The following is a 25049-nucleotide window of genomic DNA, read 5'->3' on the forward strand; positions in this document are numbered from 1 at the left end:
CATCCCGAACTCAGCAGTGAAACGATGCATCGCCGATGGTAGTGTGGGGTTTCCCCATGTGAGAGTAGGTCATCGTCAAGATTAAATTCCGAAACCCCAATTGCGAAAGCAGTTGGGGTTTTGTTTTTTGGCTCGAAAAAGCTTCCTAAGAGTAACTGTCCGGTCACCCACTCCTGATCGTTCTCCAAATTAGCCAGGATAGTAGACACCATTTTTTAGTGCGCACTATCTTGGAGGTAGGGTAGCGTTCGGACGCTTACTTCGCTATCGACACACTTTCTAACCGATATCCATAACCGTAAATTGTCAGCAGTTGCCAACCCCGATCCGCTGTGAGTCCTAGCTTGTTGCGCAGGCGATAAATGTGGGTATCCAGAGGTCTCGAGGAAGCCACTTCTTCATGGGGCCAGAAGCGCTCGTAAAGATAGTCGCGTGATAACGGCCGACCGAGATTGCTGAACAGACAGCGCGCCAACCGATATTCGCGCTCCGTCATGACGATCGCCTTGCCTTCGCGGGTGACGCTCAGTTCGGCGTCATCGAAGGTCAAATCATTGAAGCAGCGGACTTCAGTAGCGGCTGTACGTTGCAGACTGTGTCGGCGCAGTACCGCAGCAACTCGAGCCTTCAGTTCGTTGGGGCGAAACGGTTTGCTGACATAGTCATCAGCTCCCGCATTCAACGCCTGGACGATATCGCTTTCTCCGTCGCGACTGGTAAGCATGATCGCGGCCGGTGGTGCTTCCATGTGTTCGCGGGTCCAGCGCAAAAGTGCCAGGCCGGAGAGGTCGGGGAGTTGCCAGTCGAGAATTAGCAGGTCGAAGGTTTCCCGGCGTAACTGTCGCAGCAGGTCTTCGCCACGTTCGAAGCTGTGCAGTGACCATGGCTGGTCTCCGACTTCAGCCATTTGTTGCAGGGTTTGCTCGACCCGGCGCAGTTCGGCGGGCTCGTCGTCCAGTATTGCAACGCGCATACGCGGTTCTTCCCTGTTGCTGGGGCGGTGGGGTGTCGACAATACCGGCTCGCCCATCGCTATGAAAGTATGCGGCCGCCATTGGTCGACGTCCGCTATGATTCTCCGTTCTACGTCTTCAGACCTGTGGCCTATGAAACCATTCACCTACCCCTGCCGTTTTTCCCATGAATGATCGGCGTCGGTACGAAAGTCGTGAACCCAGCCAAGTGCAGCGACTGTTTCGACAGTTGGTACGCGAGTGGTTGTGGATAAGTCTAGTGCTGTTGCCGCTGACTGCATTGCTGTCCTATCGCGCGCAGATCAACCTGCACGCTGCGGGCCCCGGGGGGGGAGCGATGCTGTCGGTGGGCATGGTGGCGTTTGTGTTGGGTTTGCTGCTTTGGCGTCCGCGCTGGGCGCTCTGGATAACGCTGACAGGCATGGCGTGTGCGCTGACGGCCAGTGCCGGGCTCGCTGAAATGCGACGTTGGTGGTCGCCGACACCTGCGGTACTGGGCATGTTGTTCGGCTATTTGATCTGGAACTGGCGACGTCTGAGTGTGGTGTTGACCTACTTCGGTTGGGAGTTGGCGCGGTTGGACAGCGAGCCGAAAGTCTTTCCCGAACGACGCCGCACACAACTCACCGGCGCCGATCGATTGCAGGGCCAGATCATGGCGCTTGAGCAAGCCATGAGCCGCACCCGTGATACCCGGCGTTTTATCGCTGACGGCCTGGAATACCTGCCGGTCGCGACACTGATCAGCGATCCAAAGGGGCAAATCCTGCTGGGCAATCGAAAGGCTCGCCATCTCTTCGAAAATCAACTGGTGGGCGACGATATCCTCGTTCAACTGGCGCGCCTCGGTTATCCAGAGTTGTCTACCGAGCCACACCCACTGTTGTCCGCGCTGCCACTGTTGGAGTTCAGAGATCACAAGGAACGCAGTCTGCGCCTGGAACGTGCGGCACTGCTGCCGGTGGACGGTGACACGCCCATCGGCTGGCTGTTGAGCCTGACAGATCTGAGTGCTGAACGCGCGGCGGAAGAACAGCGCGGTGTGTTGCTGCGCTTTCTCTCCCATGATCTGCGTGCTCCGCACTCGGCGATTCTCGCGTTGCTCGACGTCCACGGTCATCAGGCTGGTGCTGACTCGCCGTTGTTTGAACAGATTGAGCGTCAGGTCCGTCGCGCTCTGGATCTGACCGATGGCTTCGTGCTGCTGGCGCGCGCCGAATCTGAGGCCTATCAGTTTCAGCCAACGTTGTTCGCGATGTTGGTGCTCGACGTGCTGGATCAGGTCTTACCCATTGCCCAGCAAAAACGCATCGATGTGTTTCACGACATGGATGAGCAATCTCAGGAGCGGCTGATACAGGCCGACCAGGGGTTGCTGACCCGTGCCTTGTTCAACTTGCTGGAAAACGCGATCAAATACAGCCCGGCGGATAGCCGGATCGCGCTGCGTGTCAGTTGTGGCGGCGAATGGCTGCAGTGTGAGTTGACCGATCAGGGCAAGGGCATTGCCGCGCAGGAACTGCCGGATTTGTTCAGTCAGTACCGGCGTTTTTCATCCGCCCAAGGCATTGATGGTGTAGGCCTGGGCCTGTCGATGGTCAAGGCTGTGGTCGATCACCATGGTGGCCGCATCGAGTGCCGCAGCGTGGTTGATCAGGGCACCACGTTTGTCCTTGAGTTGCCGCTGATCCCTGAGTAAACAGATACAAAAAACCGGCTATATCAGCCGGTTTTTTTACATCCGAAAAAAACTTATGCACCATTTACGGCGTTTTATGAGCTTGGGAAATATATAAGTAAATCAATCTCTTATATTGAATATTCAAGCTTTTTCAACAAAACCGTACACAGGTTATCCACAAAATCTCAGACAGCCATTTGATCGCTGGCGGCGGGGGCTTGTGGGGCCGGTGGCAGTGAACCCATGTCGCGCTGGGTCTTCTCGTTCCACGCTTGCACACGGTCATTGAGTTCGGCGATGGCGCGGGGGCCAGTACCTTCGGCATACATCGGCTCGCCGATGACCACCGTGATCACACCGGATTTTTTCCCCCAGCCGATTTTCGGCCAGAATTTGCCGGCATTGTGTGCAATCGGCAGCACCGGAAGTGCAGCATTTACCGCCAAAGCGCTGCCGCTGCGGGAGAACTTGCCGACAGTGCCAAAAGGAACGCGTGTACCTTCAGGGAAGATCAGCACCCAAACGTTGTCCTTGAGCAGTTCATCACCTTTGGCCGCGACTTGTTTAAGCGCGGCTTTCGGGTTGTCGCGATCGATTGCGATCGGCCGCAGCATCGCCATGGCCCAGCCGAAGAACGGCACGTAAAGCAGTTCGCGCTTGAGCACCTGGCTCAGCGGCGAGAAATACGCGGAGAGAAAGAACGTCTCCCAAGTGCTCTGGTGGTTCGATTGAATCACGCAGGGCTGGTCAGGCACGTTTTGCGCGCCTTTGATTTCGTAACGGATACCCAGAAACACCTTGGTCAACCACAAGGCGCAACGGCACCAGTACACGTTGATAAAACGATAACGCGCCTTGAATGGCAGAAAGGGCGCGATGAAAAAGCTCAGGCTGCACCACAGCAAGGAGGTGGTGCCCAGCAGCAGGTAAAAGAGGAAGATTCTGATGGCCCGCAGTATCGACATGGCGACGTTTACCGTTACGGGCAATGCCCGACTGTTCAAGCGCACTCCCGATCAATCCCTGGTCAGGAATTTCAGAAGTACTCTAGTTGTGGATAAGTTCTGCGGCAATCGCCGCTAGATCGTCAAAAATCAGAGTGCCAACCGGCAGGGTTTTGCCCTGAGTCTTTTCGCCTTTCCCGGTCTTTACCAAAACGGGTTGTGAATCGACGGCTTTGGCGGCCTCCAGGTCACCAAGGCTGTCACCGACGAACCAGACATGGGTCAGTTCGATGTTGTAATGCGCCGCGATGGTTTTCAACATCCCCGGTTTAGGTTTGCGGCAATCGCACCCCTCGTCCGGCCCATGCGGGCAATACACGATCAAACCGACCTCGCCACCCTGCTCCGCCACCAGTTCGCGCAAGCGCGTGTGCATGGCGTCGAGGGTGGCGAGGTCGTAGTAGCCGCGAGCAATGCCTGACTGGTTGGTGGCGACCGCCACCGTCCAGCCGGCCTTGCTCAACTGCGCAATCGCCTCGATCGAGCCGGGCAAAGGAATCCACTCCTCCACCGACTTGATGTAAGCGTCGGAGTCGTAATTGATCACTCCGTCACGATCGAGAATCAGCAGTTTCAACAGCAATCCCTCAACCCAGCAGCGAAATGTCGGCCACGCCCAGGAACAGGCCACGCAGTCGCGCCAGCAGCGCGTAACGGTTGGCCCGCACATTGGCGTCTTCGGCATTGACCATCACGGCGTCAAAGAACGCATCCACCGGTTCACGCAATGCCGCCAGGCGTGCCAGCGATTCGTTGTACTGACGCGCGGCGGCCATTGGCTGTACAGCCTGATCCGCTTGCTGGATCGCCGAATACAGCGAGAACTCGTTGGCATTGTCGAAGTACTTGGCCTGTACCTCAGTCGGTACAGCGCCTTCAAGCTTGCTCAGCAAGTTGGAAACACGCTTGTTGACCGCCGCCAGCGCTGCCGCCTCCGGCAGTTTGCGGAAGGCCTGAACCGCTTGTACACGCTGGTCGAAGTCCAGCGCCGAACCTGGCTTCAGGGCACGTACCGACAGGTAGGTCGCCACGTCCACGCCTTCGTCTTCGTAACGCGCACGCAGACGGTCGAAGATGAATTCCAGCACGGAGTCGTTGAGGCCGGCAGCCTTGACCTTGGCACCGAACGCATTCACGGCGAAGGCCACGGCGTCGTTCAGGTCCAGATCCAGTTGTTTCTCGATCAGGATGCGCAGCACGCCGAGAGCCGCACGGCGCAGGGCGTACGGGTCTTTGCTGCCGGTTGGCAGCATGCCGATGCCAAAGATGCCGACCAGCGTGTCCAGTTTGTCAGCGATCGCGACGGCTGCACCGGTCAGGGTCGCCGGCAGTTCAGCACCGGCGCCGCGTGGCATGTACTGCTCGTTCAGTGCCAGCGCGACATCTTCCGGCTCGCCGTCATTGAGGGCGTAGTAGTAGCCGGCGACACCTTGCATCTCCGGGAACTCGCCGACCATTTCGGTGGCCAGGTCGCACTTCGACAGCAGGCCAGCGCGGGCAGCCCACGACGCGTTGCCGCCGATGCGTGCGGCGATATAAGCCGCCAGTTTCGAAACGCGCTCGGCCTTGTCGTAGACGCTGCCGAGTTTTTCCTGGAACACCACGTTCTTCAGGCGATCGTTGAAAACTTCGAGTTTCTGCTTCTTGTCTTGCTTGAAGAAGAACTCGGCGTCGGTCAGGCGTGGGCGAACCACTTTCTCGTTACCGGCGATGATCTGCTGTGGGTCTTTGCTTTCAATGTTGGCGACGGTGATGAAGCGTGGCAGCAACTTGCCGTCGGCATCCAGCAGGCAGAAATACTTCTGGTTGTCCTGCATGGTGGTGATCAGTGCTTCCTGCGGCACGTCGAGGAAGCGTTCCTCGAACGAGCACACCAGCGGCACCGGCCATTCAACCAGTGCGGTCACTTCGTCGAGCAGCGCCGGCGGAACGATTGCGGTGCCTTCCTGGCGGGTGGCCAGTTCTTCGGTGCGCTTGCTGATGATCTCGCGACGCTCGTTGGCATCGGCCAACACATAAGCGGCGCGCAGGTCGGCCAGGTAGCTCGACGGCGAACCGATGCGAACGCTTTGCGGGTGGTGGAAACGGTGGCCACGGGAATCACGGCCAGCCTTCTGCGCGAGGATGGTGCAGTCGATGACCTGGTCGCCGAGCAGCATCACCAGCCATTGGGTCGGACGCACGAACTCTTCCTTGCGCGCACCCCAACGCATGCGTTTCGGGATCGGCAGGTCGTTCAGCGAATCTTCGACGATGGTCGGCAGCAGGCTCACGGTCGGCTTGCCGGCGATGTTCTGGCTGTAGCGCAGTTTTGGGCCGCTCTGGTCGATTTCGCTCAGATCGACGCCGCACTTCTTGGCAAAGCCCAAGGCTGCTTGCGTTGGATTGCCTTCAGCGTCGAACGCCGCCTGACGTGGCGGGCCGTCCAGGTTGATGCTGCGATCCGGCTGCTGGGTGGCCAGCGCGGTGATCAATACAGCCAGACGACGCGGCGCGGCGTAGACGGTTTTCGTCTCGTAGCTCAGGCCGGCGGCTTGCAGGCCCTTGTCGATACCGGCGAGGAACGCGTCGGCCAAAGTGTTCAGGGCTTTGGGTGGCAGTTCTTCGGTGCCCAGTTCAACCAGAAAATCTTGCGCACTCATTGTGCAGCCTCCAGCTTGGCCAGTACTTCGTCACGCAGGTCCGGGGTCGCCATCGGGAAGCCCAGCTTGGCGCGAGCCAGCAGGTAGGCTTGCGCAACGGAACGCGCCAGGGTGCGCACGCGCAGAATGTATTGCTGACGCGCGGTCACCGAGATCGCCCGGCGCGCGTCCAGCAGGTTGAAGGTGTGCGAGGCCTTCAACACCATTTCGTAGCTCGGCAACGGCAGCGGCTGGTCGAGTTCGATCAGGCGCTTGGCTTCGCCTTCATAGAAGTCGAACAATTCGAACAGTTTGTCGACGTTGGCGTGTTCGAAGTTGTAAGTGGATTGTTCCACTTCGTTCTGGTGGAACACGTCGCCATAGGTCACTTTGCCCATCGGGCCGTCAGCCCAGACCAGGTCGTAGACCGAGTCCACGCCTTGCAGGTACATGGCCAGACGTTCCAGACCGTAGGTGATCTCGCCGGTCACCGGGTAGCACTCGATGCCGCCCGCTTGCTGGAAGTAGGTGAACTGAGTGACTTCCATCCCGTTGAGCCAGACTTCCCAGCCCAGACCCCAGGCGCCGAGGGTCGGCGATTCCCAGTTGTCTTCGACGAAGCGAATGTCGTGGACCAGCGGGTCCAGGCCGACATGCTTGAGGGAGCCCAGGTACAGCTCCTGGAAGTTGTCCGGGTTCGGTTTCAGGACTACCTGAAACTGATAGTAGTGCTGCAGACGGTTCGGGTTTTCGCCGTAACGGCCGTCAGTTGGACGGCGGCTTGGCTGCACGTAGGCGGCGTTCCAGGTTTCCGGGCCGATGGCGCGCAGGAAGGTCGCGGTGTGGAAAGTGCCGGCGCCTACTTCCATATCGTAGGGCTGAAGTACCACACAACCTTGCTCGGCCCAGTATTGCTGGAGCGCGAGGATCAAGTCTTGGAAGGTACGCACGGCTGGCGTAGGCTGGCTCACGAAATTCACCTGTTTCTTGGGCTGCGATTTAAAGAGCGGGAGTATACCCGATTCGTTGCTGCGCACGCCCCCTGGAGCCTTATGCCACGCTGCTTTTGGTGTACCGAAGATCCGCTGTACATGGCTTATCACGATCAGGAGTGGGGCACGCCGCTACGCGATGCGCAGGGTTTGTTCGAGTTGCTTTTGCTCGAAGGGTTCCAGGCCGGGCTTTCCTGGATCACCGTACTGCGCAAACGCGAGCGTTATCGCCAGGTGTTGTTCGGCTTCGACGTCCAGCGCGTCGCGCAGATGACTGACGCCGAAATCGACGAATTGATGCGCGATCCGGGGATCATCCGCAACCGCCTCAAACTCAATGCTGCCCGGCGCAATGCCCAGGCGTGGCTGGCGCTGGAGAACCCGGTGGAGTTTCTCTGGTCGTTCGTTGGCGACCAATCGATCGTCAATCACTTCAAGGATCGCAGCGAAGTCCCGGCCATCACCCCCGAAGCGCTGGAGATGAGCAAAGCCCTGAAAAAGGCCGGGTTCACGTTCGTCGGCCCGACCATTTGCTACGCGCTGATGCAGGCCTCGGGCATGGTCATGGATCACACGCAGGACTGCGACCGCTACGCGCAACTCGTCAACGGCGGTTAGAATGGCCGCCTCGCGCACAGCACAAGATCAGGAGTGACCTGTGGAAAAGTTTAAAGGCGCCTTGCTGGTAGGCGCTCTGCGGCTGTTTGCCCTGCTGCCATGGCGGGCGGTGCAGGCCGTGGGTTCGGCGATCGGCTGGATCATGTGGAAAACCCCCAACCGTTCACGCGACGTGGTGCGGATCAACCTCGCCAAGTGTTTTCCTCAGATGGACCCGGCCGAGCGTGAACGTCTGGTCGGCCAGAGCCTGAAAGACATTGGCAAGTCCCTGACCGAAAGCGCCTGCGCCTGGATCTGGCCAGCCCAGCGTTCCATTGATCTGGTGCGCGAAGTCGAAGGCCTCGACATCCTCAAGGATGCACTGGCCTCGGGTAAAGGCGTGGTCGGTATCACCAGCCACCTGGGAAACTGGGAAGTGCTCAACCACTTCTATTGCAGCCAGTGCAAACCGATCATTTTCTACCGTCCGCCCAAGCTCAAGGCTGTGGATCAATTGCTGCGCAAACAGCGCGTGCAGTTGGGCAACAAAGTCGCCGCTTCCACCAAAGAAGGCATCCTCAGCGTCATCAAGGAAGTGCGCAAAGGTGGTGCGGTGGGCATTCCGGCCGACCCGGAACCGGCCGAATCCGCCGGGATCTTCGTGCCGTTCTTCGCCTCTCAGGCGCTGACCAGCAAATTCGTACCGAACATGCTCGCTGGCGGCAAAGCGGTTGGCGTGTTCCTGCATGCACTGCGTCTGCCCGATGGTTCCGGCTACAAAGTGATCCTCGAAGCCGCGCCCGACGCCATGTACAGCACCGATACCGAGACGTCCTGCGCGGCCATGAGCCAAGTGGTCGAGCGTTATGTGGCGGCGTATCCGAGCCAGTACATGTGGAGCATGAAGCGTTTCAAGAAACGTCCACCGGGCGAGGAGCGCTGGTACTGAGGCGTTGGAGATCATGATTGGCATGATCTGTGGATAACTTCACCTCCAGGGTTATCCACAACCGTTCATTCAAGGGCGCAGCAGATGTCCGAACACCGCAAATCATTGCGTATCAAGATCAGTCACGACAGCTTTGGCGAATGCCTTGGGCAAACGCGCAACCTGTCGCCTACCGGGGTGTATGTCCAGCATTCGCGTTTGGCGTCATTGCCCAAGGGCGCGGTGGTTTACGGGCAGGTGCAGGATTTACCCACAGGCGCGCCACGAGTGCGGATGGAAGTGGTGACGGTGGATGCCGACGGGATCGGCTTGCGCTATCTGTAGATCATTGCGCCTGACGATCGAGCTTCTTCAGAAACACCGTCATTTCCTTCTCGGCCTGCTTGTCGCCATGGGCGCGGGCCGCTTCCAGACCTTGCTCCCAGGCGTGGCGTGCGGCGGCGCTATCGCCGAGCGCCAGTTGCGCCTTGCCCAACAGTTTCCACGCCGCCGAATATTTCGGATCGAAACCGACACAGCGCTCAAAGTGCTCGGCAGCCTTGGCGTTCTCTCCCAGGTCCAAGTATCCCTTACCCAGGCCAAAGCGCAGCAGGGCGTTATCCACACCCTTGGCGAGCATTTTTTCCAGGGATTGGAGCATTTGTGGATTCCTTTCTGTGGAGTGTCAGGTGTTGCTGGGGGTTAGTGAGGCCGCCTTCGCCAGCAAGCCCCACCATTGGAATGCATTCCCCTGTGGGAGCGGGCTTGCCCGCGAAGAGGCCTGTGCTGTTACCGCCACACTCAGAAGAAGCTCAATCCGACGTGGAACAACTTCTCCACATCCCGGATATGCTTTTTATCCACAAGGAACAGAATTACATGGTCACCCGCTTCGATCACGGTGTCGTCGTGGGCGATGATCACTTGTTCATTGCGGATGACGGCGCCGATGGTGGTACCCGGTGGCAGGCCGATTTTATCGATGGGCTTGCCGATCACCTTGCTTGATTTGGCGTCACCGTGGGCAATCGCCTCGATGGCCTCCGCCGCACCGCGACGCAATGAGTGAACGCTGACGATATCGCCACGGCGCACGTGGGCCAGCAAGGTACCGATGGTCGCCAGTTGCGGGCTGATGGCGATGTCGATGTCGCCGCCCTGGATCAGGTCGACATAAGCCGGGTTGTTGATGATCGTCATCACTTTCTTAGCCCCCAGCCGTTTGGCCAGCAGCGACGACATGATGTTGGCTTCGTCATCGTTGGTCAGGGCGAGGAAGATATCGGCGTCGGCGATGTTCTCTTCCAGCAGCAAGTCGCGGTCCGACGCGCTGCCCTGCAGCACCACGGTGCTGTCGAGGGTGTCGGAGAGATAGCGGCAACGTGCCGGGCTCATCTCGATGATCTTCACCTGATAACGGCTTTCGATGGCCTCGGCCAAGCGTTCGCCGATCTGCCCGCCACCGGCGATGACGATGCGTTTGTAGGTTTCGTCGAGACGGCGCATTTCACTCATCACCGCGCGAATATCCTCACGCGCAGCGATGAAGAAGACTTCGTCATCGGCTTCGATCACCGTGTCGCCCTGAGGCAGGATCGGCCGGTCGCGGCGGAAAATCGCTGCCACACGGGTCTCGACATTCGGCATGTGTTCACGCAACTGGCGCAGTTGCTGACCCACCAGCGGCCCGCCGTAATACGCACGCACGGCCACCAGTTGCGCCTTGCCCTCGGCGAAGTCGATCACCTGCAAGGCGCCGGGATGCTGGATCAGGCGCTTGATGTAATTGGTGACCACTTGCTCGGGGCTGATCAGCACGTCGACCGGAATCGCTTCGTTCTGGAACAGTTGTTCCTCGCGGGCCAGGTAAGACGCTTCGCGCACCCGGGCGATTTTGGTCGGGGTGTGGAACAGCGTGTGGGCGACCTGGCAGGCAACCATGTTGGTTTCGTCGCTGTTGGTCACCGCAACCAGCATGTCGGCGTCGTCGGCGCCGGCCTGACGCAGCACCGACGGCAGCGAGCCACGGCCCTGAATGGTGCGGATGTCGAGGCGGTCGCCGAGGTCGCGCAGGCGCTCGCCGTCCGTGTCGACCACCGTGATGTCGTTGGCCTCGCTGGCCAAATGTTCAGCCAGCGAACCGCCGACCTGTCCTGCACCGAGGATGATGATTTTCATCCAGTCACTCCGTTGAATCCGTTTAGCCGCGAGAGGCAGCGATCTTGATCAGCTTGGCGTAGTAGAAACCGTCATGGCCACCCTGCTGGGCCAGCAATTGGCGACCATGGGGCTGCTTGATCCCGGCCGTCGTTGCCAGATCGAGTTCCCGTGCGCCCGCCGTGCGTTCGAGGAACGCGGCAATCACTTCGGTGTTCTCGGTCGGCAAAGTCGAGCAAGTGGCGTAGAGCACAATGCCGCCGACTTCGAGGGTTTTCCACATTGCGTCGAGCAACTCGCCTTGCAGTTGCGCCAGAGCCGCGATGTCGTCGGCCTGGCGGGTCAGTTTGATGTCCGGATGGCGGCGGATGACGCCAGTGGCCGAACACGGTGCGTCGAGCAGGATGCGCTGGAACGGTTTGCCGTCCCACCATACTGCCGTTTCGCGACCGTCGGCGGCGATCAGTTCGGCGCTCAGCCCCAACCGTTCAAGGTTCTCTCTGACTCGCACCAGACGCTTGGCTTCCAGATCCACCGCTACCACGCCAGCCAGCGCAGGTTCTGCCTCAAGGATGTGGCAGGTCTTGCCTCCCGGGGCGCAGCAGGCATCGAGCACCCGCTGGCCCGGAGCGAGGTCAAGCAAGTCGGCGGCCAGTTGCGCCGCTTCGTCCTGCACGCTGATCCAGCCATCGGCAAAACCCGGCAGGCTGCGCACGTCGGCGGCGGCTTCGAGGACGATGCCGTCGCGGCTGTAAATGCACGGTGTCGCCGCGATACCGGCGTCAGTCAGCAACCCCAGGTAGGCGTCGCGACTGTGATGACGGCGATTGACCCGCAGAATCATCGGCGGATGCGCGTTGTTGGCTTCGCAGATCGCTTCCCACTGCTCGGGCCAGAAAGCTTTCAGGGATTTTTGCAGCCAGCGGGGGTGGGCGGTACGCACCACCGGATCACGCTCCAGTTCGGCGAAAATCGTTTCGCTCTCGCGTTGCGCGTTACGCAGCACGGCGTTGAGCAAACCCTTGGCCCAAGGCTTTTTCAGCTTGTCGGCGCACCCTACCGTTTCACCGATGGCGGCGTGGGCCGGCACACGGGTGTAGAGCAGTTGGTAGAGCCCGACCAGCAGCAGTGCCTCGACATCGGCGTCGGCGGCCTTGAAGGGTTTCTGCAGCAGTTTTTCCGCCAGCGCCGACAAGCGTGGCTGCCAGCGCGCTGTGCCGAACGCCAGATCCTGAGTGAAGCCGCGATCGCGATCCTCGACCTTGTCCAGTTGTGTCGGCAGGGAACTGTTCAGCGAGGCTTTGCCACTCAGTACCGCGGCGAGTGCCTTGGCGGCGGCCAGACGCGGGTTCATTGCGCGGCCACCGCAGCGCCCAGCACGGTGCCGACAGCGAATTTCTCACGACGGCTGTTGAACAGGTCGCTGAAGTTCAGCGCCTTGCCGCCGGGCAATTGCAGACGGGTCAGGCACAGTGCCTGTGCGCCGCACGCGACGATCAAGCCGTCCTTGCTGGCGCTGAGGATGGTGCCCGGTGCGCCGTTGCCTTCGGCGAGCGTCGCCGCCAGCACTTTCAACGCTTCACCGTTGAGGGTGCTGTGGGTGATCGGCCATGGATTGAAGGCGCGGACCAGACGCTCCAGCTCAACGGCCGGGCGGCTCCAGTCGATGCGCGCTTCGTCCTTGTTGAGTTTGTGCGCGTAGGTGGCGAGGTCATCGTTCTGCACTTCGCCTTCCAGCGTTCCGGCAGCGAGACCGGCAATCGCCTGCACCACGGCCGGTGGGCCCAGCTCGGCGAGACGGTCGTGGAGACTGCCGCCGGTGTCTTCGGCGCTGATCGGTGTGACGACCTTGAGCAGCATCGGCCCGGTGTCGAGGCCCGCCTCCATGCGCATCACGGTCACGCCACTTTCGGCATCGCCCGCTTCCACGGCTCGCTGAATCGGCGCTGCACCGCGCCAGCGTGGCAATAAGGAGGCGTGGCTGTTGATGCAGCCCAGGCGCGGAATATCCAGCACCACTTGCGGCAGGATCAGGCCGTAGGCGACCACCACCATCAAGTCCGGCTTCAGCGCGGCGAGTTCAGCCTGAGCGTCAGCGTTGCGCAAAGTCGGCGGCTGCAACACCTGGATATTATTTTCCAGCGCTAGCTGTTTAACCGGGCTCGGCATCAGTTTTTGCCCGCGACCGGCCGGACGATCCGGTTGGGTGTAGACCGCAACGATCTCGTAAGGGCTGCTCAGCAAGGTCTTGAGGTGTTCAGCGGCGAATTCAGGGGTACCGGCAAAAACGATGCGCAGTGGCTCAGTCATGGAAGGCGTCTCATAAAAAGAAAAAGGCTTGCCGCAGCAAGCCTTTGAAGAGGGGCATCAAGCGTTCTGGCGATGCAGCTTTTCCAGTTTCTTCTTGATCCGGTCGCGTTTGAGCGTGGACAGGTAATCGACGAACAATTTGCCGTTGAGGTGGTCGCATTCGTGCTGGATGCACACGGCGAGCAGGCCTTCGGCGATCAGCTCATAGGGCTTGCCGTCGCGGTCCAGCGCCTTGATCCTGACCTTCTGCGGGCGGTCGACGTTTTCGTAGAAACCCGGCACCGAGAGGCAGCCTTCCTGATACTGATCCATTTCTTCGGTCAGCGATTCGAACTCGGGGTTGATGAATACCCGTGGTTCGGTGCGGTCTTCGGAAAGGTCCATCACAACGATACGTTGGTGCACATTGACCTGGGTCGCGGCGAGGCCGATGCCCGGCGCTTCATACATTGTTTCAAACATGTCATCGACCAACTGACGCACTTCGTCGTCCACTACGGCCACAGGCTTGGCGATAGTACGCAGACGCGGGTCCGGAAATTCGAGGATGTTTAAAATGGCCATAGGCTGATTGCTGCACGTATTGAGTAAAGTCGGGTCGATGGCCTGGCAGGTCCGAAGATGCAGGCTACCGTTGTGAAGCGTAGCTAATGCAGTTTGCAGTAGCGAGCCACGGGGGCTCTGACGGTTCACGCGAACGCACATGATAAAGGGATTCGCTGCATGAGGAAAACACTACTCGCCCTGCTGCTTCTGGCTTCGGCCGGCGTGGCGCAAGGGCAAGTGCAACTCAGGGATGGTTTTCCACAGCAATACACGGTGGTTTCGGGGGATACCCTCTGGGATATCTCCGGCAAATACCTGCGTGAGCCCTGGCAATGGCCACTGTTGTGGCGGGCCAATCCGCAAATTGAAAACCCCAACCTGATCTACCCCGGCGACACGCTGACGCTCAATTACGTCAACGGCCAGCCGCAACTGACCCTCAACCGTGGCGAGTCACGGGGCACGATCAAGCTGTCGCCACGAATTCGCACCAGCCCGGTGGCCGAGGCGATTCCGAGCATCCCACTGAAATCGATCAACAGTTTTCTGCTGAGCAACCGCATCGTCGACAAGGTCGAGGACTTCGACAAGGCGCCGTACATCGTTGCCGGTGATGCCGAACGGGTGCTCAGCGGCACCGGAGACCGCATCTTCGCTCGCGGCCATTTCGACCCGAACCAGCCGGTTTACGGGATTTTCCGCCAGGGCAAGGTCTACACCGATCCGCAGACCAAGGAGTTTCTGGGGATCAACGCCGACGACATCGGTGGTGGTGAAGTCGTTGCCACCGAAGGCGACGTCGCCACCCTCGCCCTGCAACGCACCACTCAGGAAGTGCGCCTCGGCGACCGTTTGTTCAGCGGCGAAGAGCGTTCGATCAATTCGACCTTCATGCCCAGCGCCCCGGCCAGCAACATCAACGGGGTGATCATCGACGTGCCCCGCGGCGTCACCCAGATCGGTGTGATGGACGTGGTCACCCTGAACAAGGGCAAACGCGATGGTTTGGCCGAAGGCAATGTGCTGGTGGTGATGAAAACCGGGGAAACCGTGCGTGACCGCATCACCGGCCAACCCTTGAAAATTCCCGACGAACGCGCCGGATTGCTGATGGTGTTCCGCACCTACGAAAAGCTCAGCTACGGCCTCGTGCTCAACGCATCGCGCTCGCTGGCGGTGCTCGACAAGGTGCGCAATCCGTAAGCGTGCCCAACAAGTTACCAACAGAGTTATCCACAGCTTGTTCCGAATGGTTCGGGGCTTATAACGATCAAGGATGATCCATGATGATGTCTGTCTGTACGCCCGTTTCCCCGGCGGAACTGGAAGCGCGCCTGCGCCTGCACCGCTTGCCGGAAATCGGCCCGAAGCGGTTTGCCAAATTGCTCGAAGCCTTCGGCTCGGCTTCCAAAGCCATCAGCGCCCCGGCAAGCGCCTGGCGCTCGCTGGGTTTGCCAGCGGCATGCGCTGAAGCGCGGCGCTGTCTTGAAGTGCGCGAGGGCGCCAGTCATGCAATGCGCTGGCTAGAGCGCCCAGGTCAGCATTTGCTGATGTGGGATCAACCGGATTACCCGGCCTTGTTGGCACAGATTCCCGATCCGCCACCGCTGCTGTTCGTGGCTGGCGATCCGCTTATTCTGGAGAAACCGCAACTGGCGATGGTGGGCAGTCGACGCGCTTCGCGTCCGGGAATGGACACAGCGGCGGCGTTTTCCCGCAGCCTCGCCGGGGCTGGTTTTGTCATCAACAGTGGCTTGGCGTTGGGTATTGATGCCGCCGCGCATCAAGCGGCACTGGACGTGGGAGGGCAGACGGTCGGCGTGCTTGGCACGGGTCTGGAAAATTTTTATCCACAGCGCAATCGGCGACTGGCTGACGCAATGATTGCCTCGGGCAGCGCGGTGCTTTCGGAGTTCCCGCTGGACGCCGGACCGAGCGCGAGCAACTTCCCGCGACGTAACCGGATCATAAGTGGCTTGTCCCTTGGTGTATTGGTGGTGGAGGCAAGTGTCGCCAGTGGTTCGTTGATCACCGCGCGGCTGGCGGCGGAGCAGGGGCGCGAGGTTTACGCCATTCCTGGCTCCATTCATCACCCCGGTGCGCGGGGTTGTCACCAGTTGATCCGCGATGGCGCGGTGCTGGTGGAAACCATCGAACATATTCTTGAAGCGCTGCGTGGCTGGCAGCGTCTACCGATATCCACCGACACCCCGAAAACCGATCACCCACTGCTGCGCCTGCTCCACGCGGCGCCACACACCAGTGAAGCCTTGGTCGCCAGCAGCGGCTGGGCTTTGCCCAAAGTGCTGGCGGCACTGACCGAACTGGAAATGGACGGCCGTGCAGTGTGTGAAAACGGTCGCTGGTTGGCGAGGACACGCTAGGTTTTACAGGGAAGATCGGTAAACTGCGCGAAACCTGTTTGCGGAGAGTTTTTCATGGTCAACAGTTGGCGTGTGCAACAAGCCGCACGAGAGATTCGTGCCGGGGCGGTGATTGCCTATCCAACCGAAGCCGTCTGGGGACTGGGTTGCGACCCGTGGAACGAAGAGGCGGTGGATCGGTTGCTGGCGATCAAGAATCGTTCGGTCGACAAGGGCCTGATTCTGGTCGCCGACAACATCCGCCAGTTCGACTTTCTGTTCGAAGACTTCCCGCAGGAGTGGATCGACCGCATGGCCAGCACCTGGCCAGGGCCGAACACCTGGCTGGTGCCGCACCAGAACCTGCTGCCTGAGTGGGTTACGGGTGTACACGACACCGTGGCGTTGCGGGTCAGCGATCATCCGCAGGTGCGCGACTTGTGCTCGATGGTCGGGCCGCTGATTTCGACCTCGGCCAACCCACAAGGGCGTCCGGCGGCGCGCACGAGGTTGCGGGTCGAACAGTATTTCCGTGGGCAGATCGATCTGGTGCTGGGCGGGGAACTGGGTGGACGCAAGAACCCCAGCGTCATCCGTGATCTGGCCACCGGCAACGTCATTCGTCCCGACTGACGCCCCCCTCAATCGATAGTATGAGTCCTCCTCGCCTTTATAGGGCGAGGAGGGCTGCATATGCCTACGACTTATCTTTCGAGTCACTAACAAATTTCAACAGTTTGTTGTTTATATTTTTCCCGCTTACGTCAGACTTGTCGCCAAGTATTAAAAACAGGTAACTTTTCCCACGTCATTATCAGAAATCGCGCGGTGGCGATATTTCCAAAAGCATCCATTATTTCAATGCGCTCAGAAAACTTCGATAAGTTAACGTCTGCGGAGAAGGAATGGATACTACGGATTTACAATTAACGGATTATCTTCAGTCACTTCAGGCGGAATTGAATAATCGCCATGAAAATTGTCGTGTCGTTATTCTTGAAGCGGGATCAGACACGCGAGAGTTCGAACGATTTATTGGTCGTCAATTTCGGCTTCGATTACAGCATTACATGCTGACATCAAGGGCTGTTTTGCTTGAAAAGAAGCTGGCGATAGTGTCGTGCAGTACTCATTTTTTACTGTATCAACATGAGCAACTGGTGGCGGTATTAAGAGTGACTCCATCGCCGTTCGAATGGGCGTCACTGACGCAGCAACATGTTGCTCCCACCATGGTGCTATCGCGCTATGTCGAGTTCAGCCGGTTGATCACTCTCTCGCAAAACCATCTGCCGGTTCCGATCAACTGTCTGCTGGCGGCCGCCACAGAGTGGGCCATCACGCGCGGTCATGAGGGTGTCGTCGCACTTTGCCGATCGCCACAACGGCGATTGTTCCAACGGTTCGGTCTGACACCGATTACCTCTGAGGCCCTTCATATCGAACAACGCGCCCGCGGCGATTACTGGCTGCTGTCAGCGCAATGGAAGCAAGTTTTCGCCGCCGTGCAACAACCTGCCCATACAACCACCCTGCACCTGGAGAGCCACGATGATCACGCCCGTCAATTTTGAACAACAGTTGAGCCTGCTTGATGAACGAATCGAAAGTTCGTGGGCGGCAATCCTGAATAATTCACGGCTGGTAAAAGCTATACGCGAGGGCAGTGTTTCCAAAGCGTTATATGCAATCTACATGATCGAAACTTTTCACTACACCGCACATAACGCACGAAACCAAGGTCTGGTGGGGGTGCGACATGCCGATAATCCGGTTTATGCAAAGTTCTGTTTTGAACATGCGGCGCAAGAAGTCGGCCATGAAAAAATGGCGTTGCATGATGTCATGAGTCTTGGTCTAAAGAGTGAAGATTTTAAGATTCCGCCGGCAGCTCCGGAAACTGAAGTGCTGATTGCTTATTTATACTGGATTTCCTTTACCGGCAATTCGCTACAACGGCTGGGATACAGTTATTGGGCAGAAAATGCCTATCATTTCATAAATCCGCTGATTAATAGCCTGCGCGAGACACTCTCGCTAAAGCCGGCTCAGTTGACGTTCTTCATGGCGCACTCCGATATTGATGTCGAACACTTCCATGAAATAAAACTCATCCTGCAGCGCACGTGTAAATCTCAGTCCGACTGGGATGCCATTGCGACTGTCATGGAGACCAGTTTGCGCTTGACCGGCAACATGCTTGAAGCCGTCCATGACCAGTATGAAGCCTGGCAAAACGGCCGCGCACCGCGTTATGACTTCCTTCACGCGTTGGATAAATCATGAAGTCCGCACTTCGATTTTCAGGGCTGGCGGAGGGAAACCCGCATGGCTGACTATTTCGATCGTCTGAACTATGCACTGGGGGATGAAGACACCGCGCTTGAATACGCGATCCTGCCCCAACGTGCCAGGCATGTGGTGGGTGTCGCCGGGAGTGGCGGACGTCTTCTACCGCTGCTGGCCCGCAGGCCGGTGCGGATGACCTGTACCGATATCAGTGCGCCCCAACTGGCGTTCACGCGGTTGCGGTTTGCCCTGCTGCAACAGACCGATCATGAGTCGTTCATGGCATTCATGGGTTACCGGACAGACGTTTTGGCCAAACAACGCCAGTCCCTGTTTCAGCATCTGGATTTGCCCCGGACCGATCGCCGCTGGCTGTCAGAGTTGTTCCAGTCCCGTCAATGGCAAGCGCCGATCTACATGGGCGCCTTCGAGCAGGCCCTGCAGCGGTTGGCGATGGTCAATCGACTTTTTACCGGCAAAGCGGGTCGAGGCATCTTTGAACACAACGATCTTGGCGAGCAAACGCAATATTACCTAACCCGCTTTCCACTCAAGCGCTGGAAGGCTGTGATCGCCCTGCTGGGCAATGCAGCCGTGCTCAATTCCCTTCTCTACAAAGGCTCGTTTCCACCCAACAACCTGGGCATCAGTTCCCGTGCGGCGTATCTGAAGATTTTCCACGCGATGTTCACCACTCAGGTCGTGCGCGAGAGCTTTTTCCTGCAAATGCTGTTTTTCGGTGAACTGCGCTATCGGCAAGGTTTTCCGCTTGAGTGCGATCCGAAGATTTTCAAGCGTGCCCGTGAGGCACTTCAGCAGTGCGAGTTGCACGTAGTACAGGCCGACATGCTCGACTGTGTTGCCATGCACGCGGATGTTGATTTCGTCTCGCTCTCCGACGTGCCCTCGTTCTTGCCCGAAGCCGCTGGCACCCGTGTTTTGCAGCGATTGCGCCCGTCTCTGGCCGATGAGGCTTTGACGGTCATGCGTGGCCATTTGCATGTGGTTCAACCCGATTGTTCAGGTTTCAGCGATGTCACTGCCGAGTTCCAGAAAGCGATCGCACAAGAAAAAACCCAGCTCTGGCGTGTACAGGTCTATCGCCGGACCCTTTCGCAGGTATCCCGATGAATACTCAACAACCGACCGTCAATTGGGTCAAAAACCGTGTCCGCCAGGCGCGTGACGACCAGCAGCAGTTGTTCCAGGCAGGGCTCAACGGCCTGAAACTGATGAGGCGCGAGGGCAAGGACATCGAATTGAGCAGCGGCGAACGACTCACCGAGTTCCTTTCATGCTCCTACCTGGGGCTTGAGTGCGACCCCCGCCTTATTCAAGGCGCGGTGGACGCCGTCGAATCTTTCGGTGTGCAGTTTGCGGCCGCAAGAACCCGGGCGCTGCTGCCGCCGATGCGTCAACTGGATAAGCAGTTGGACCAGATATTTCAGGGCCATACGGTCACCTTCAACTCGGTGGGCAGCGCGCATTTGGGCTGCCTGCCATTGCTCGGGTCCGGCGAGTTGCCGTCTTATCCGTTGCGTCGTGGTCCCTGCTGGATAGTCGACCGGGCGGCCCATGCCTCAATGCAAGTGCTACAAGGGATTCTGTGGCAGTTCGGCCCTGTACGGCGTTGTGATTGCAGCGATGTGGAGCAGGTCGAGCAGGCATGTTCAACGGCGGTGGCGGCTGGCAATACACCGATCATCCTGACCGACAGTATTGGCTCGATGCGCGGCCTGTATCCGATCAAACGACTGTTGCAGTTGGCCGAGCGTTTTGAAGGCTACCTTTATGCCGATGATGCTCATGGCACCTCGATCCATGGGGTGGCAGGTGGTGGTTATGCATTGGTCGCTGCCGATAAGCGACTGCGCGATCGTTTGATCCTTCTGTCATCGCTGTCCAAGGCATTTGGTGCGACCGGCGGGGCGATTACCCTGCTCACGGCCGGCGATGCCGAGATGATTCGGCGCCATGCGTCGACCTATACCTTCGGTGGGCCACTGTCGATGGGCGGTGTCGGCGCGGCGGTTGCCTCCGGGAAAATTCACCTTTCGCCGGAACTCGGTCAGTTACAGGCTGCCCTGTGGAGAAACGTTGCCCGGATCGACACTCTGCTCGGTTCGGTGCTGGGCAACCATGAAATCGCATCACCCATTCGTTTCGTCCGTGTGGGGGCCGAGCGCGATGCAATCAGTCTGGCATTGCACCTGCGTCGGCAGGGCATCGCTGTCACAACCGCGTTATTTCCGGTGGTGGCCAAGGGCGAGGCGATTTTACGTCTGGCCATCAGCGCGAATCACAGTGAGGGGCAGTTGGAATGTCTGGCCAATGCGGTCAGGAGCGGGTTCGATGAGTTAGGCATTCGTCAGGGAGGGCGTGACGATGAGCGATGATCGGATAGTTACTGACCAAGCCTTTGCACGCAAACTGGCTTACGCGCGCTCTCTGCCGTGGTTCTGTGCGTTGTGTCCGCAGATCCTGCAAGTGCAGACCCTGGAGGACCTGTATCTTCTGCCGATTCAAGCGGTGGAGGATGAATCTGGCGGTGTGCTGTTCTCCGTACTTGGCGAGGCTTCTCACCGTACGCCGGGCGGCGGGCTGACCCTGACGTCAGGAGGCAGCACCGGCAACCGTAAACACATCACGCATTCCTGGGCGTTCAACGCCGGTATCGTGCCGCTTGGAGCGCGGATGTTTGGGGGGGAAGATGAACGTCCAGGCGTGGTCATCAACGGTCTGACCGCCGGCGAAATGCAGGGTGCCTTTCAATATGCGGCGGCCCTTGTCCAGCATATCGGTGCGCGCCTGTTGCCAGCCGGATCACTGATGGGCGTCCAGCGGATTGCCGAGCTGATCGAGTCACAAGCGGCCGACGCGCTGATTTGTACCCCTTCCCTGGCAGCGGCGCTGTTCAACCACAACGATATTGATGCGGCACAGTTGGCCAGTCTGAGATGGCTCTACTATATCGGGGAACCCTGCAGTCAACCGCTGCGCGAGCAACTGGCCCGGGACTGGCCGGCGCTGAAAATCCGGTCGCTGGGCTACAGCTCGACGGAAACCGGCCCCATCGGCTTTCAGTGTGCTCATCTTGAGCACGGCTTTTATCATTTGCACGCCGACGCGATGCTGATCGAAGTGGTTGATCCCCTGACTTTACAAGCGGTGGCTGATGGTAACAGCGGTGAGTTTCTGCTGACGCCGCTGCTGCCCGATCATGTGCCGCTGTTGCGTTATCGAATGGGTGATCGCGGGCGAATCCAGCGCAACGTATCGAGTTGCGCCTGCGGCAGCAGCTTTCCCGTGCTGGAACTCCAGGGACGGGTGGAGACAACGATCAAGCTAGGCGGCGCGATCATCACTCAACGACAGGTATTGGACCTACTTGGGCAAGCGCTGGCCAAACTGGGCCCCACCGATGTCCAGGTACAGATCCATCGGCGAGCTAGCGGTGCGAGCCTGTGCGTGGTCATCGCTGAGGACAAACTATACGACGGCGCACAAGCGGCTATCGAACAGGCGCTGCACAATGAAGTGCAGGTGAGTGCATTGCTCAGGCTGCCCGGCGTACAGGGCTTGCAGGTGCTGGCTCTTGCCCGCAGCGGCTTCCAAACAAACGCCGCCGGCAAGACGCCATTTTTTGTTGAGTTGGACGACGCCACGAGGAAGCGATGACGATTCATCGGGAGCGCGTGCTGTCAGGGCAGCAGGATCGTGGAGCCGGTGGTGCGCCGTGCCGACAACTCGGTCTGCGCCTTCGCTGCATCAGCCAGTGGATAGCGTTGACTGATAGCCACGTTGAGCTTGCCGCTGATGATCATCTCGAACAGCTCATCGGCCATGCGTTGCAGGTTCTCGGCATTGTTGGCGTAGGTCGCCAGGGTCGGCCGGGTCACGTACAGCGAACCTTTCGCCGAGAGAATTCCCAGATTGACACCGTCGACTGCACCGGACGCGTTGCCGAAGCTGACCACCAGCCCTCGCGGCGACACGCTGTCGAGCGAGGTCAGCCAGGTGTCCTTGCCGACGCCGTCATACACCACCGGGACTTTCTTGCCGTCGGTCAGCTCCAGCACGCGCTGCGCGACGTTTTCGTGGCTGTAGTCGATGGTCGCCCAAGCGCCGTTGGCTTTGGCCAGCTCAGCTTTTTCTTTGGAGCTGACGGTGCCGATCAGCTTGACGTCCAACGCCTTCGCCCATTGGCATGCCAGCGAACCGACACCGCCAGCAGCGGCGTGGAACAGAATGGTTTCGCCACCCTTGAGCTCATAAGTCTGGCGCAGGAGGTACTGCACGGTCAGGCCCTTGAGCATGACCCCGGCAGCGGTTTCGAAACTGATGGCGTCTGGCAGGTGCACCAGATTGGCTTCGGGCAGAACGTGCAGTTCGCTGTAGGCACCCAACGGGCCGCTGCCATACGCCACGCGGTCACCGACCTTGAACCGGGTGACCTCGCTGCCCACCGCATCGACGATGCCCGCACCTTCGGCACCCAGACCGGACGGCAAGGCCGGCGGTGCGTAAAGACCGCTGCGGAAGTAGGTGTCGATGAAGTTCAGGCCGATGGCCTTGTTGCTTACGCGAACCTGCTGCGGGCCAGGCTCCGCAGGCTGGTAGTCAATATAGTCGAGGACTTCGGGGCCGCCGTGGGCGCGGAACTGGATACGCTTTGCCATCTGCCTGCTCTCCTTGGGGCTTTTGTGAGGTCCCTATCCAACTCCCATGCTTGATCTTCGTCAACTGCGGTGCGCCGGTTTGCGGTGGTATGCTACGCGCCCATTTGCGTCGCCCCCCGCCTGCGGGGCGCCGCGTAGTGATGCCCGATTCAAGGTGAAGCCATGACGACCCGCACCGACGCCGTAAAGGCCTATCTGCTCGACCTGCAAGACCGTATCTGCGCCGCGCTGGAAATCGAGGACGGCGGCACGCGCTTCGTCGAAGACGCCTGGGCCCGACCTGCTGGCGGTGGCGGTCGCACCCGCGTGATCGAAAACGGCACGCTGATCGAAAAGGGCGGCGTCAACTTTTCCCATGTCTTTGGCAGCGGTCTGCCGCCGTCGGCCAGCGCCCATCGGCCGGAACTGGCGGGACGCGGCTTTGAAGCCCTCGGCGTATCGCTGGTGATTCATCCGCACAACCCGCATGTGCCGACGTCGCACGCCAACGTGCGCTTTTTCATCGCCGAGAAGGAAGGTGAGGAGCCGGTCTGGTGGTTCGGCGGCGGCTTTGACCTGACCCCGTATTACGGCAACGAAGAAGACTGCATCCATTGGCACCGCGTCGCCGAGCAGGCCTGCGCGCCGTTCGGGGCGGACGTCTATCCGCGTTACAAGGCTTGGTGCGACACCTACTTTCACATCAAGCATCGCCACGAACCGCGCGGCATCGGCGGCCTGTTCTTCGATGACCTGAACGAGTGGGACTTCGACACCAGTTTCGCCTTCATGCGCGCTATCGGTGATGCCTACATCGATGCGTACCTGCCCATCGTGCAGCGACGCAAGAACGATGCGTTCACTGCAAAACAGCGTGAGTTCCAGGAATTCCGCCGTGGCCGCTACGTTGAATTCAACCTGGTTTACGACCGTGGCACGCTGTTCGGCCTGCAATCGGGCGGGCGTACCGAGTCGATCCTCATGTCGCTGCCGCCACAAGTGCGCTGGGGCTACGACTGGAAAGCCGAGCCCGGCAGCGAAGAGGCGCGCCTGACCGAGTACTTCCTGCAAGATCGCGACTGGCTCGCCCAGGCCTGAGGACATCTGATGGATCGTTACGTCGTTTTCGGTAACCCGATCGGCCACAGCAAATCGCCGATGATTCACAAGCTGTTCGCCGAGCAGACCGGGCAAAGCCTCGATTACAGCACCCTGCTGGCGCCACTCGACGACTTTTCAGGCTGTGCCACGGCGTTCTTCCAGGAAGGTCGTGGCGCCAACGTCACCGTGCCGTTCAAGGAAGACGCCTATCGCCTGGCCAACAGCCTGACCGCTCGTGCACAGCGTGCTGGCGCGGTGAACACCTTGAGCAAACTGGCTGACGGCTCGCTGTTGGGCGACAACACCGACGGTGCCGGGCTGGTGCGGGATCTGACGGTGAACGCCGGATTCAGCCTGACCGGTAAACGCATCCTGCTGCTAGGCGCCGGTGGCGCTGTGCGTGGGGCGCTGGAGCCGTTGCTGGCGGAAAAACCGGCGTCGGTGATCATCGCCAACCGCACGGTGGAGAAGGCCGAATGGCTGGCCGAATTGTTCTGTGATCTGGGGCCGGTATCGGCCAGCGGTTTCGACTGGTTGCAGGAGCCGGTGGACGTGATCATCAACGCCACCTCCGCCAGCCTCACCGGTGACGTGCCGCCTATTGCGCCGAGCCTGATCGAGTCGGGCAAGACCCTGTGCTACGACATGATGTACGGCAAGGAGCCGACCGCGTTCTGCCGCTGGGCCAGTGAACACGGCGCGGCGGTGTCGATGGATGGTTTGGGCATGCTGGCCGAGCAAGCTGGCGAGGCGTTCTTTTTGTGGCGCGCAGTGCGGCCCGACACGGCGCCAGTACTCCAAGAGTTGCGTCGTCAACTCGGCCTTTAA

The 25049-nt window shown here is 59.5% G+C and carries 25 protein-coding genes and 1 rRNA gene; 15 read left to right on the top strand and 11 right to left on the bottom strand.

From position 1 onward, the window contains the following. A 5S ribosomal RNA gene (rrf, locus tag AACY11_RS28405) occupies positions 1-81 on the top strand; the annotation flags it as partial. A 175-nt stretch (positions 82-256) separates the two neighbouring features. Here rrf and AACY11_RS13560 read toward each other — a convergent pair. After that, complete coding sequence (locus tag AACY11_RS13560) at positions 257-973, bottom strand: response regulator transcription factor (protein WP_339432316.1); 717 nt, start codon at positions 971-973, stop codon at positions 257-259. A gap of 167 nt (positions 974-1140) precedes the next feature. On the opposite strand from AACY11_RS13560, the gene AACY11_RS13565 reads away from it, so the two are divergent. Beyond that, the gene (locus AACY11_RS13565) at positions 1141-2673 is read left to right on the top strand and encodes a sensor histidine kinase (protein ID WP_339432317.1); all 1533 of its coding nucleotides are present in this window, start codon (positions 1141-1143) and stop codon (positions 2671-2673) included. 167 nt (positions 2674-2840) lie between these two features. Here the strand turns inward: AACY11_RS13565 and AACY11_RS13570 are convergent, their stop codons facing one another. From AACY11_RS13570 to glyQ, 4 genes are all read right to left on the bottom strand, one after another. After that, entirely contained in the window at positions 2841-3620 is a 780-nt protein-coding gene (locus AACY11_RS13570; protein WP_339432318.1) for a lysophospholipid acyltransferase family protein, read from the bottom strand. Positions 3621-3702: 82 nt separating this feature from the next. Continuing rightward, complete coding sequence (gene gmhB, locus AACY11_RS13575) at positions 3703-4242, bottom strand: D-glycero-beta-D-manno-heptose 1,7-bisphosphate 7-phosphatase (protein ID WP_339432319.1); 540 nt, start codon at positions 4240-4242, stop codon at positions 3703-3705. A 4-nt stretch (positions 4243-4246) separates the two neighbouring features. After that, positions 4247-6301, bottom strand: coding sequence for a glycine--tRNA ligase subunit beta (gene glyS, locus AACY11_RS13580; protein ID WP_339432320.1), 2055 nt, complete (start codon positions 6299-6301; stop codon positions 4247-4249). Then, a complete protein-coding gene (glyQ, locus tag AACY11_RS13585; RefSeq protein WP_034152298.1) occupies positions 6298-7251 on the bottom strand; it encodes a glycine--tRNA ligase subunit alpha in 954 nt (317 codons plus the stop codon). Before glyQ ends, glyS begins: the two co-directional genes overlap by 4 nt. A gap of 81 nt (positions 7252-7332) precedes the next feature. Here glyQ and tag point away from each other — a divergent pair, with 81 nt between their 5' ends. The 3 genes from tag to AACY11_RS13600 all read left to right on the top strand — a co-directional run bounded on the left by tag (position 7333) and on the right by AACY11_RS13600 (position 9142). Then, positions 7333-7890 (top strand): DNA-3-methyladenine glycosylase I, encoded by a 558-nt coding sequence (gene tag, locus AACY11_RS13590; RefSeq protein ID WP_339432321.1) that lies wholly within the window; start codon positions 7333-7335, stop codon positions 7888-7890. Between the two features lie 40 nt (positions 7891-7930). After that, on the top strand, positions 7931-8818 hold the full coding sequence (locus tag AACY11_RS13595) for a lysophospholipid acyltransferase (RefSeq protein ID WP_339494971.1): 888 nt from the start codon (positions 7931-7933) through the stop codon (positions 8816-8818). An 84-nt stretch (positions 8819-8902) separates the two neighbouring features. After that, on the top strand, positions 8903-9142 hold the full coding sequence (locus AACY11_RS13600) for a PilZ domain-containing protein (RefSeq protein ID WP_339432323.1): 240 nt from the start codon (positions 8903-8905) through the stop codon (positions 9140-9142). Between the two features lies 1 nt (position 9143). On the opposite strand, the gene AACY11_RS13605 is transcribed toward AACY11_RS13600, so the two are convergent. The 5 genes from AACY11_RS13605 to def form a co-directional block, all read right to left on the bottom strand. After that, a complete protein-coding gene (locus AACY11_RS13605) occupies positions 9144-9458 on the bottom strand; it encodes a tetratricopeptide repeat protein (protein WP_339432325.1) in 315 nt (104 codons plus the stop codon). A gap of 140 nt (positions 9459-9598) precedes the next feature. Continuing rightward, positions 9599-10975: a Trk system potassium transporter TrkA gene (gene trkA / locus AACY11_RS13610; protein WP_221732233.1), complete on the bottom strand. Its 1377-nt coding sequence runs from the start codon at positions 10973-10975 to the stop codon at positions 9599-9601. Between the two features lie 22 nt (positions 10976-10997). Next, positions 10998-12308 (bottom strand): 16S rRNA (cytosine(967)-C(5))-methyltransferase RsmB, encoded by a 1311-nt coding sequence (gene rsmB, locus AACY11_RS13615; RefSeq protein ID WP_339432326.1) that lies wholly within the window; start codon positions 12306-12308, stop codon positions 10998-11000. Next, on the bottom strand, positions 12305-13264 hold the full coding sequence (fmt, locus tag AACY11_RS13620; protein WP_339494972.1) for a methionyl-tRNA formyltransferase: 960 nt from the start codon (positions 13262-13264) through the stop codon (positions 12305-12307). Before fmt ends, rsmB begins: the two co-directional genes overlap by 4 nt. Before the next feature lie 57 nt (positions 13265-13321). Further along, a complete protein-coding gene (gene def, locus AACY11_RS13625; RefSeq protein ID WP_339432328.1) occupies positions 13322-13828 on the bottom strand; it encodes a peptide deformylase in 507 nt (168 codons plus the stop codon). Positions 13829-13987: 159 nt separating this feature from the next. Between def and AACY11_RS13630 the strand changes: the two genes are divergently transcribed. The 8 genes from AACY11_RS13630 (at position 13988) to AACY11_RS13665 (ending at position 22140) form a co-directional block, all read left to right on the top strand. Continuing rightward, positions 13988-15013, top strand: a complete 1026-nt coding sequence (locus tag AACY11_RS13630; RefSeq protein WP_339494973.1) for a LysM peptidoglycan-binding domain-containing protein — start codon at positions 13988-13990, stop codon at positions 15011-15013. Positions 15014-15093: 80 nt separating this feature from the next. Further along, entirely contained in the window at positions 15094-16194 is a 1101-nt protein-coding gene (dprA, locus tag AACY11_RS13635) for a DNA-processing protein DprA (RefSeq protein WP_339432330.1), read from the top strand. 54 nt (positions 16195-16248) lie between these two features. Then, entirely contained in the window at positions 16249-16806 is a 558-nt protein-coding gene (locus tag AACY11_RS13640; protein ID WP_339432331.1) for an L-threonylcarbamoyladenylate synthase, read from the top strand. A 272-nt stretch (positions 16807-17078) separates the two neighbouring features. Continuing rightward, positions 17079-17747 (top strand): hypothetical protein, encoded by a 669-nt coding sequence (locus tag AACY11_RS13645; protein WP_339494974.1) that lies wholly within the window; start codon positions 17079-17081, stop codon positions 17745-17747. Continuing rightward, entirely contained in the window at positions 17725-18459 is a 735-nt protein-coding gene (locus AACY11_RS13650) for an iron-containing redox enzyme family protein (protein ID WP_339432333.1), read from the top strand. The genes AACY11_RS13645 and AACY11_RS13650 overlap by 23 nt, the downstream gene beginning before the upstream one ends. A 42-nt stretch (positions 18460-18501) precedes the next feature. Continuing rightward, on the top strand, positions 18502-19593 hold the full coding sequence (locus AACY11_RS13655; protein ID WP_339432334.1) for a DUF3419 family protein: 1092 nt from the start codon (positions 18502-18504) through the stop codon (positions 19591-19593). Beyond that, positions 19590-20858, top strand: a complete 1269-nt coding sequence (locus tag AACY11_RS13660) for an aminotransferase class I/II-fold pyridoxal phosphate-dependent enzyme (protein WP_339432335.1) — start codon at positions 19590-19592, stop codon at positions 20856-20858. The genes AACY11_RS13655 and AACY11_RS13660 overlap by 4 nt, the downstream gene beginning before the upstream one ends. After that, positions 20848-22140 (top strand): phenylacetate--CoA ligase family protein, encoded by a 1293-nt coding sequence (locus AACY11_RS13665; protein ID WP_339494976.1) that lies wholly within the window; start codon positions 20848-20850, stop codon positions 22138-22140. The genes AACY11_RS13660 and AACY11_RS13665 overlap by 11 nt, the downstream gene beginning before the upstream one ends. A gap of 23 nt (positions 22141-22163) precedes the next feature. Here the strand turns inward: AACY11_RS13665 and AACY11_RS13670 are convergent, their stop codons facing one another. After that, a complete protein-coding gene (locus tag AACY11_RS13670; RefSeq protein ID WP_339432337.1) occupies positions 22164-23141 on the bottom strand; it encodes an NADPH:quinone reductase in 978 nt (325 codons plus the stop codon). A gap of 162 nt (positions 23142-23303) precedes the next feature. Between AACY11_RS13670 and hemF the strand changes: the two genes are divergently transcribed. After that, the gene (hemF, locus tag AACY11_RS13675) at positions 23304-24218 is read left to right on the top strand and encodes an oxygen-dependent coproporphyrinogen oxidase (RefSeq protein WP_339432338.1); all 915 of its coding nucleotides are present in this window, start codon (positions 23304-23306) and stop codon (positions 24216-24218) included. A gap of 9 nt (positions 24219-24227) precedes the next feature. Then, positions 24228-25049: a shikimate dehydrogenase gene (gene aroE, locus AACY11_RS13680; protein WP_339432339.1), complete on the top strand. Its 822-nt coding sequence runs from the start codon at positions 24228-24230 to the stop codon at positions 25047-25049.

The organism is Pseudomonas sp. RA_105y_Pfl2_P56 (assembly GCF_963970845.1).
In the GTDB taxonomy this organism is placed as follows: Bacteria; Pseudomonadota; Gammaproteobacteria; order Pseudomonadales; family Pseudomonadaceae; genus Aquipseudomonas; species Aquipseudomonas baetica_A.

Coding starts and splice junctions, on each gene's coding strand:
- tag (WP_339432321.1), top strand. CDS start 7,333: ATGCCACGCTGCTTTTGGTGTACCGAAGATCCGCTGTACATGGCTTAT.
- AACY11_RS13655 (WP_339432334.1), top strand. CDS start 18,502: ATGGCTGACTATTTCGATCGTCTGAACTATGCACTGGGGGATGAAGAC.
- AACY11_RS13600 (WP_339432323.1), top strand. CDS start 8,903: ATGTCCGAACACCGCAAATCATTGCGTATCAAGATCAGTCACGACAGC.
- AACY11_RS13560 (WP_339432316.1), bottom strand. CDS start 973: ATGCGCGTTGCAATACTGGACGACGAGCCCGCCGAACTGCGCCGGGTC.
- glyS (WP_339432320.1), bottom strand. CDS start 6,301: ATGAGTGCGCAAGATTTTCTGGTTGAACTGGGCACCGAAGAACTGCCA.
- AACY11_RS13630 (WP_339494973.1), top strand. CDS start 13,988: ATGAGGAAAACACTACTCGCCCTGCTGCTTCTGGCTTCGGCCGGCGTG.
- rsmB (WP_339432326.1), bottom strand. CDS start 12,308: ATGAACCCGCGTCTGGCCGCCGCCAAGGCACTCGCCGCGGTACTGAGT.
- AACY11_RS13645 (WP_339494974.1), top strand. CDS start 17,079: ATGGATACTACGGATTTACAATTAACGGATTATCTTCAGTCACTTCAG.
- AACY11_RS13650 (WP_339432333.1), top strand. CDS start 17,725: ATGATCACGCCCGTCAATTTTGAACAACAGTTGAGCCTGCTTGATGAA.
- AACY11_RS13565 (WP_339432317.1), top strand. CDS start 1,141: ATGAATGATCGGCGTCGGTACGAAAGTCGTGAACCCAGCCAAGTGCAG.
- AACY11_RS13640 (WP_339432331.1), top strand. CDS start 16,249: ATGGTCAACAGTTGGCGTGTGCAACAAGCCGCACGAGAGATTCGTGCC.
- AACY11_RS13605 (WP_339432325.1), bottom strand. CDS start 9,458: ATGCTCCAATCCCTGGAAAAAATGCTCGCCAAGGGTGTGGATAACGCC.
- AACY11_RS13570 (WP_339432318.1), bottom strand. CDS start 3,620: ATGTCGATACTGCGGGCCATCAGAATCTTCCTCTTTTACCTGCTGCTG.
- AACY11_RS13660 (WP_339432335.1), top strand. CDS start 19,590: ATGAATACTCAACAACCGACCGTCAATTGGGTCAAAAACCGTGTCCGC.
- AACY11_RS13670 (WP_339432337.1), bottom strand. CDS start 23,141: ATGGCAAAGCGTATCCAGTTCCGCGCCCACGGCGGCCCCGAAGTCCTC.
- aroE (WP_339432339.1), top strand. CDS start 24,228: ATGGATCGTTACGTCGTTTTCGGTAACCCGATCGGCCACAGCAAATCG.
- AACY11_RS13665 (WP_339494976.1), top strand. CDS start 20,848: ATGAGCGATGATCGGATAGTTACTGACCAAGCCTTTGCACGCAAACTG.
- dprA (WP_339432330.1), top strand. CDS start 15,094: ATGATGATGTCTGTCTGTACGCCCGTTTCCCCGGCGGAACTGGAAGCG.
- def (WP_339432328.1), bottom strand. CDS start 13,828: ATGGCCATTTTAAACATCCTCGAATTTCCGGACCCGCGTCTGCGTACT.
- trkA (WP_221732233.1), bottom strand. CDS start 10,975: ATGAAAATCATCATCCTCGGTGCAGGACAGGTCGGCGGTTCGCTGGCT.
- fmt (WP_339494972.1), bottom strand. CDS start 13,264: ATGACTGAGCCACTGCGCATCGTTTTTGCCGGTACCCCTGAATTCGCC.
- hemF (WP_339432338.1), top strand. CDS start 23,304: ATGACGACCCGCACCGACGCCGTAAAGGCCTATCTGCTCGACCTGCAA.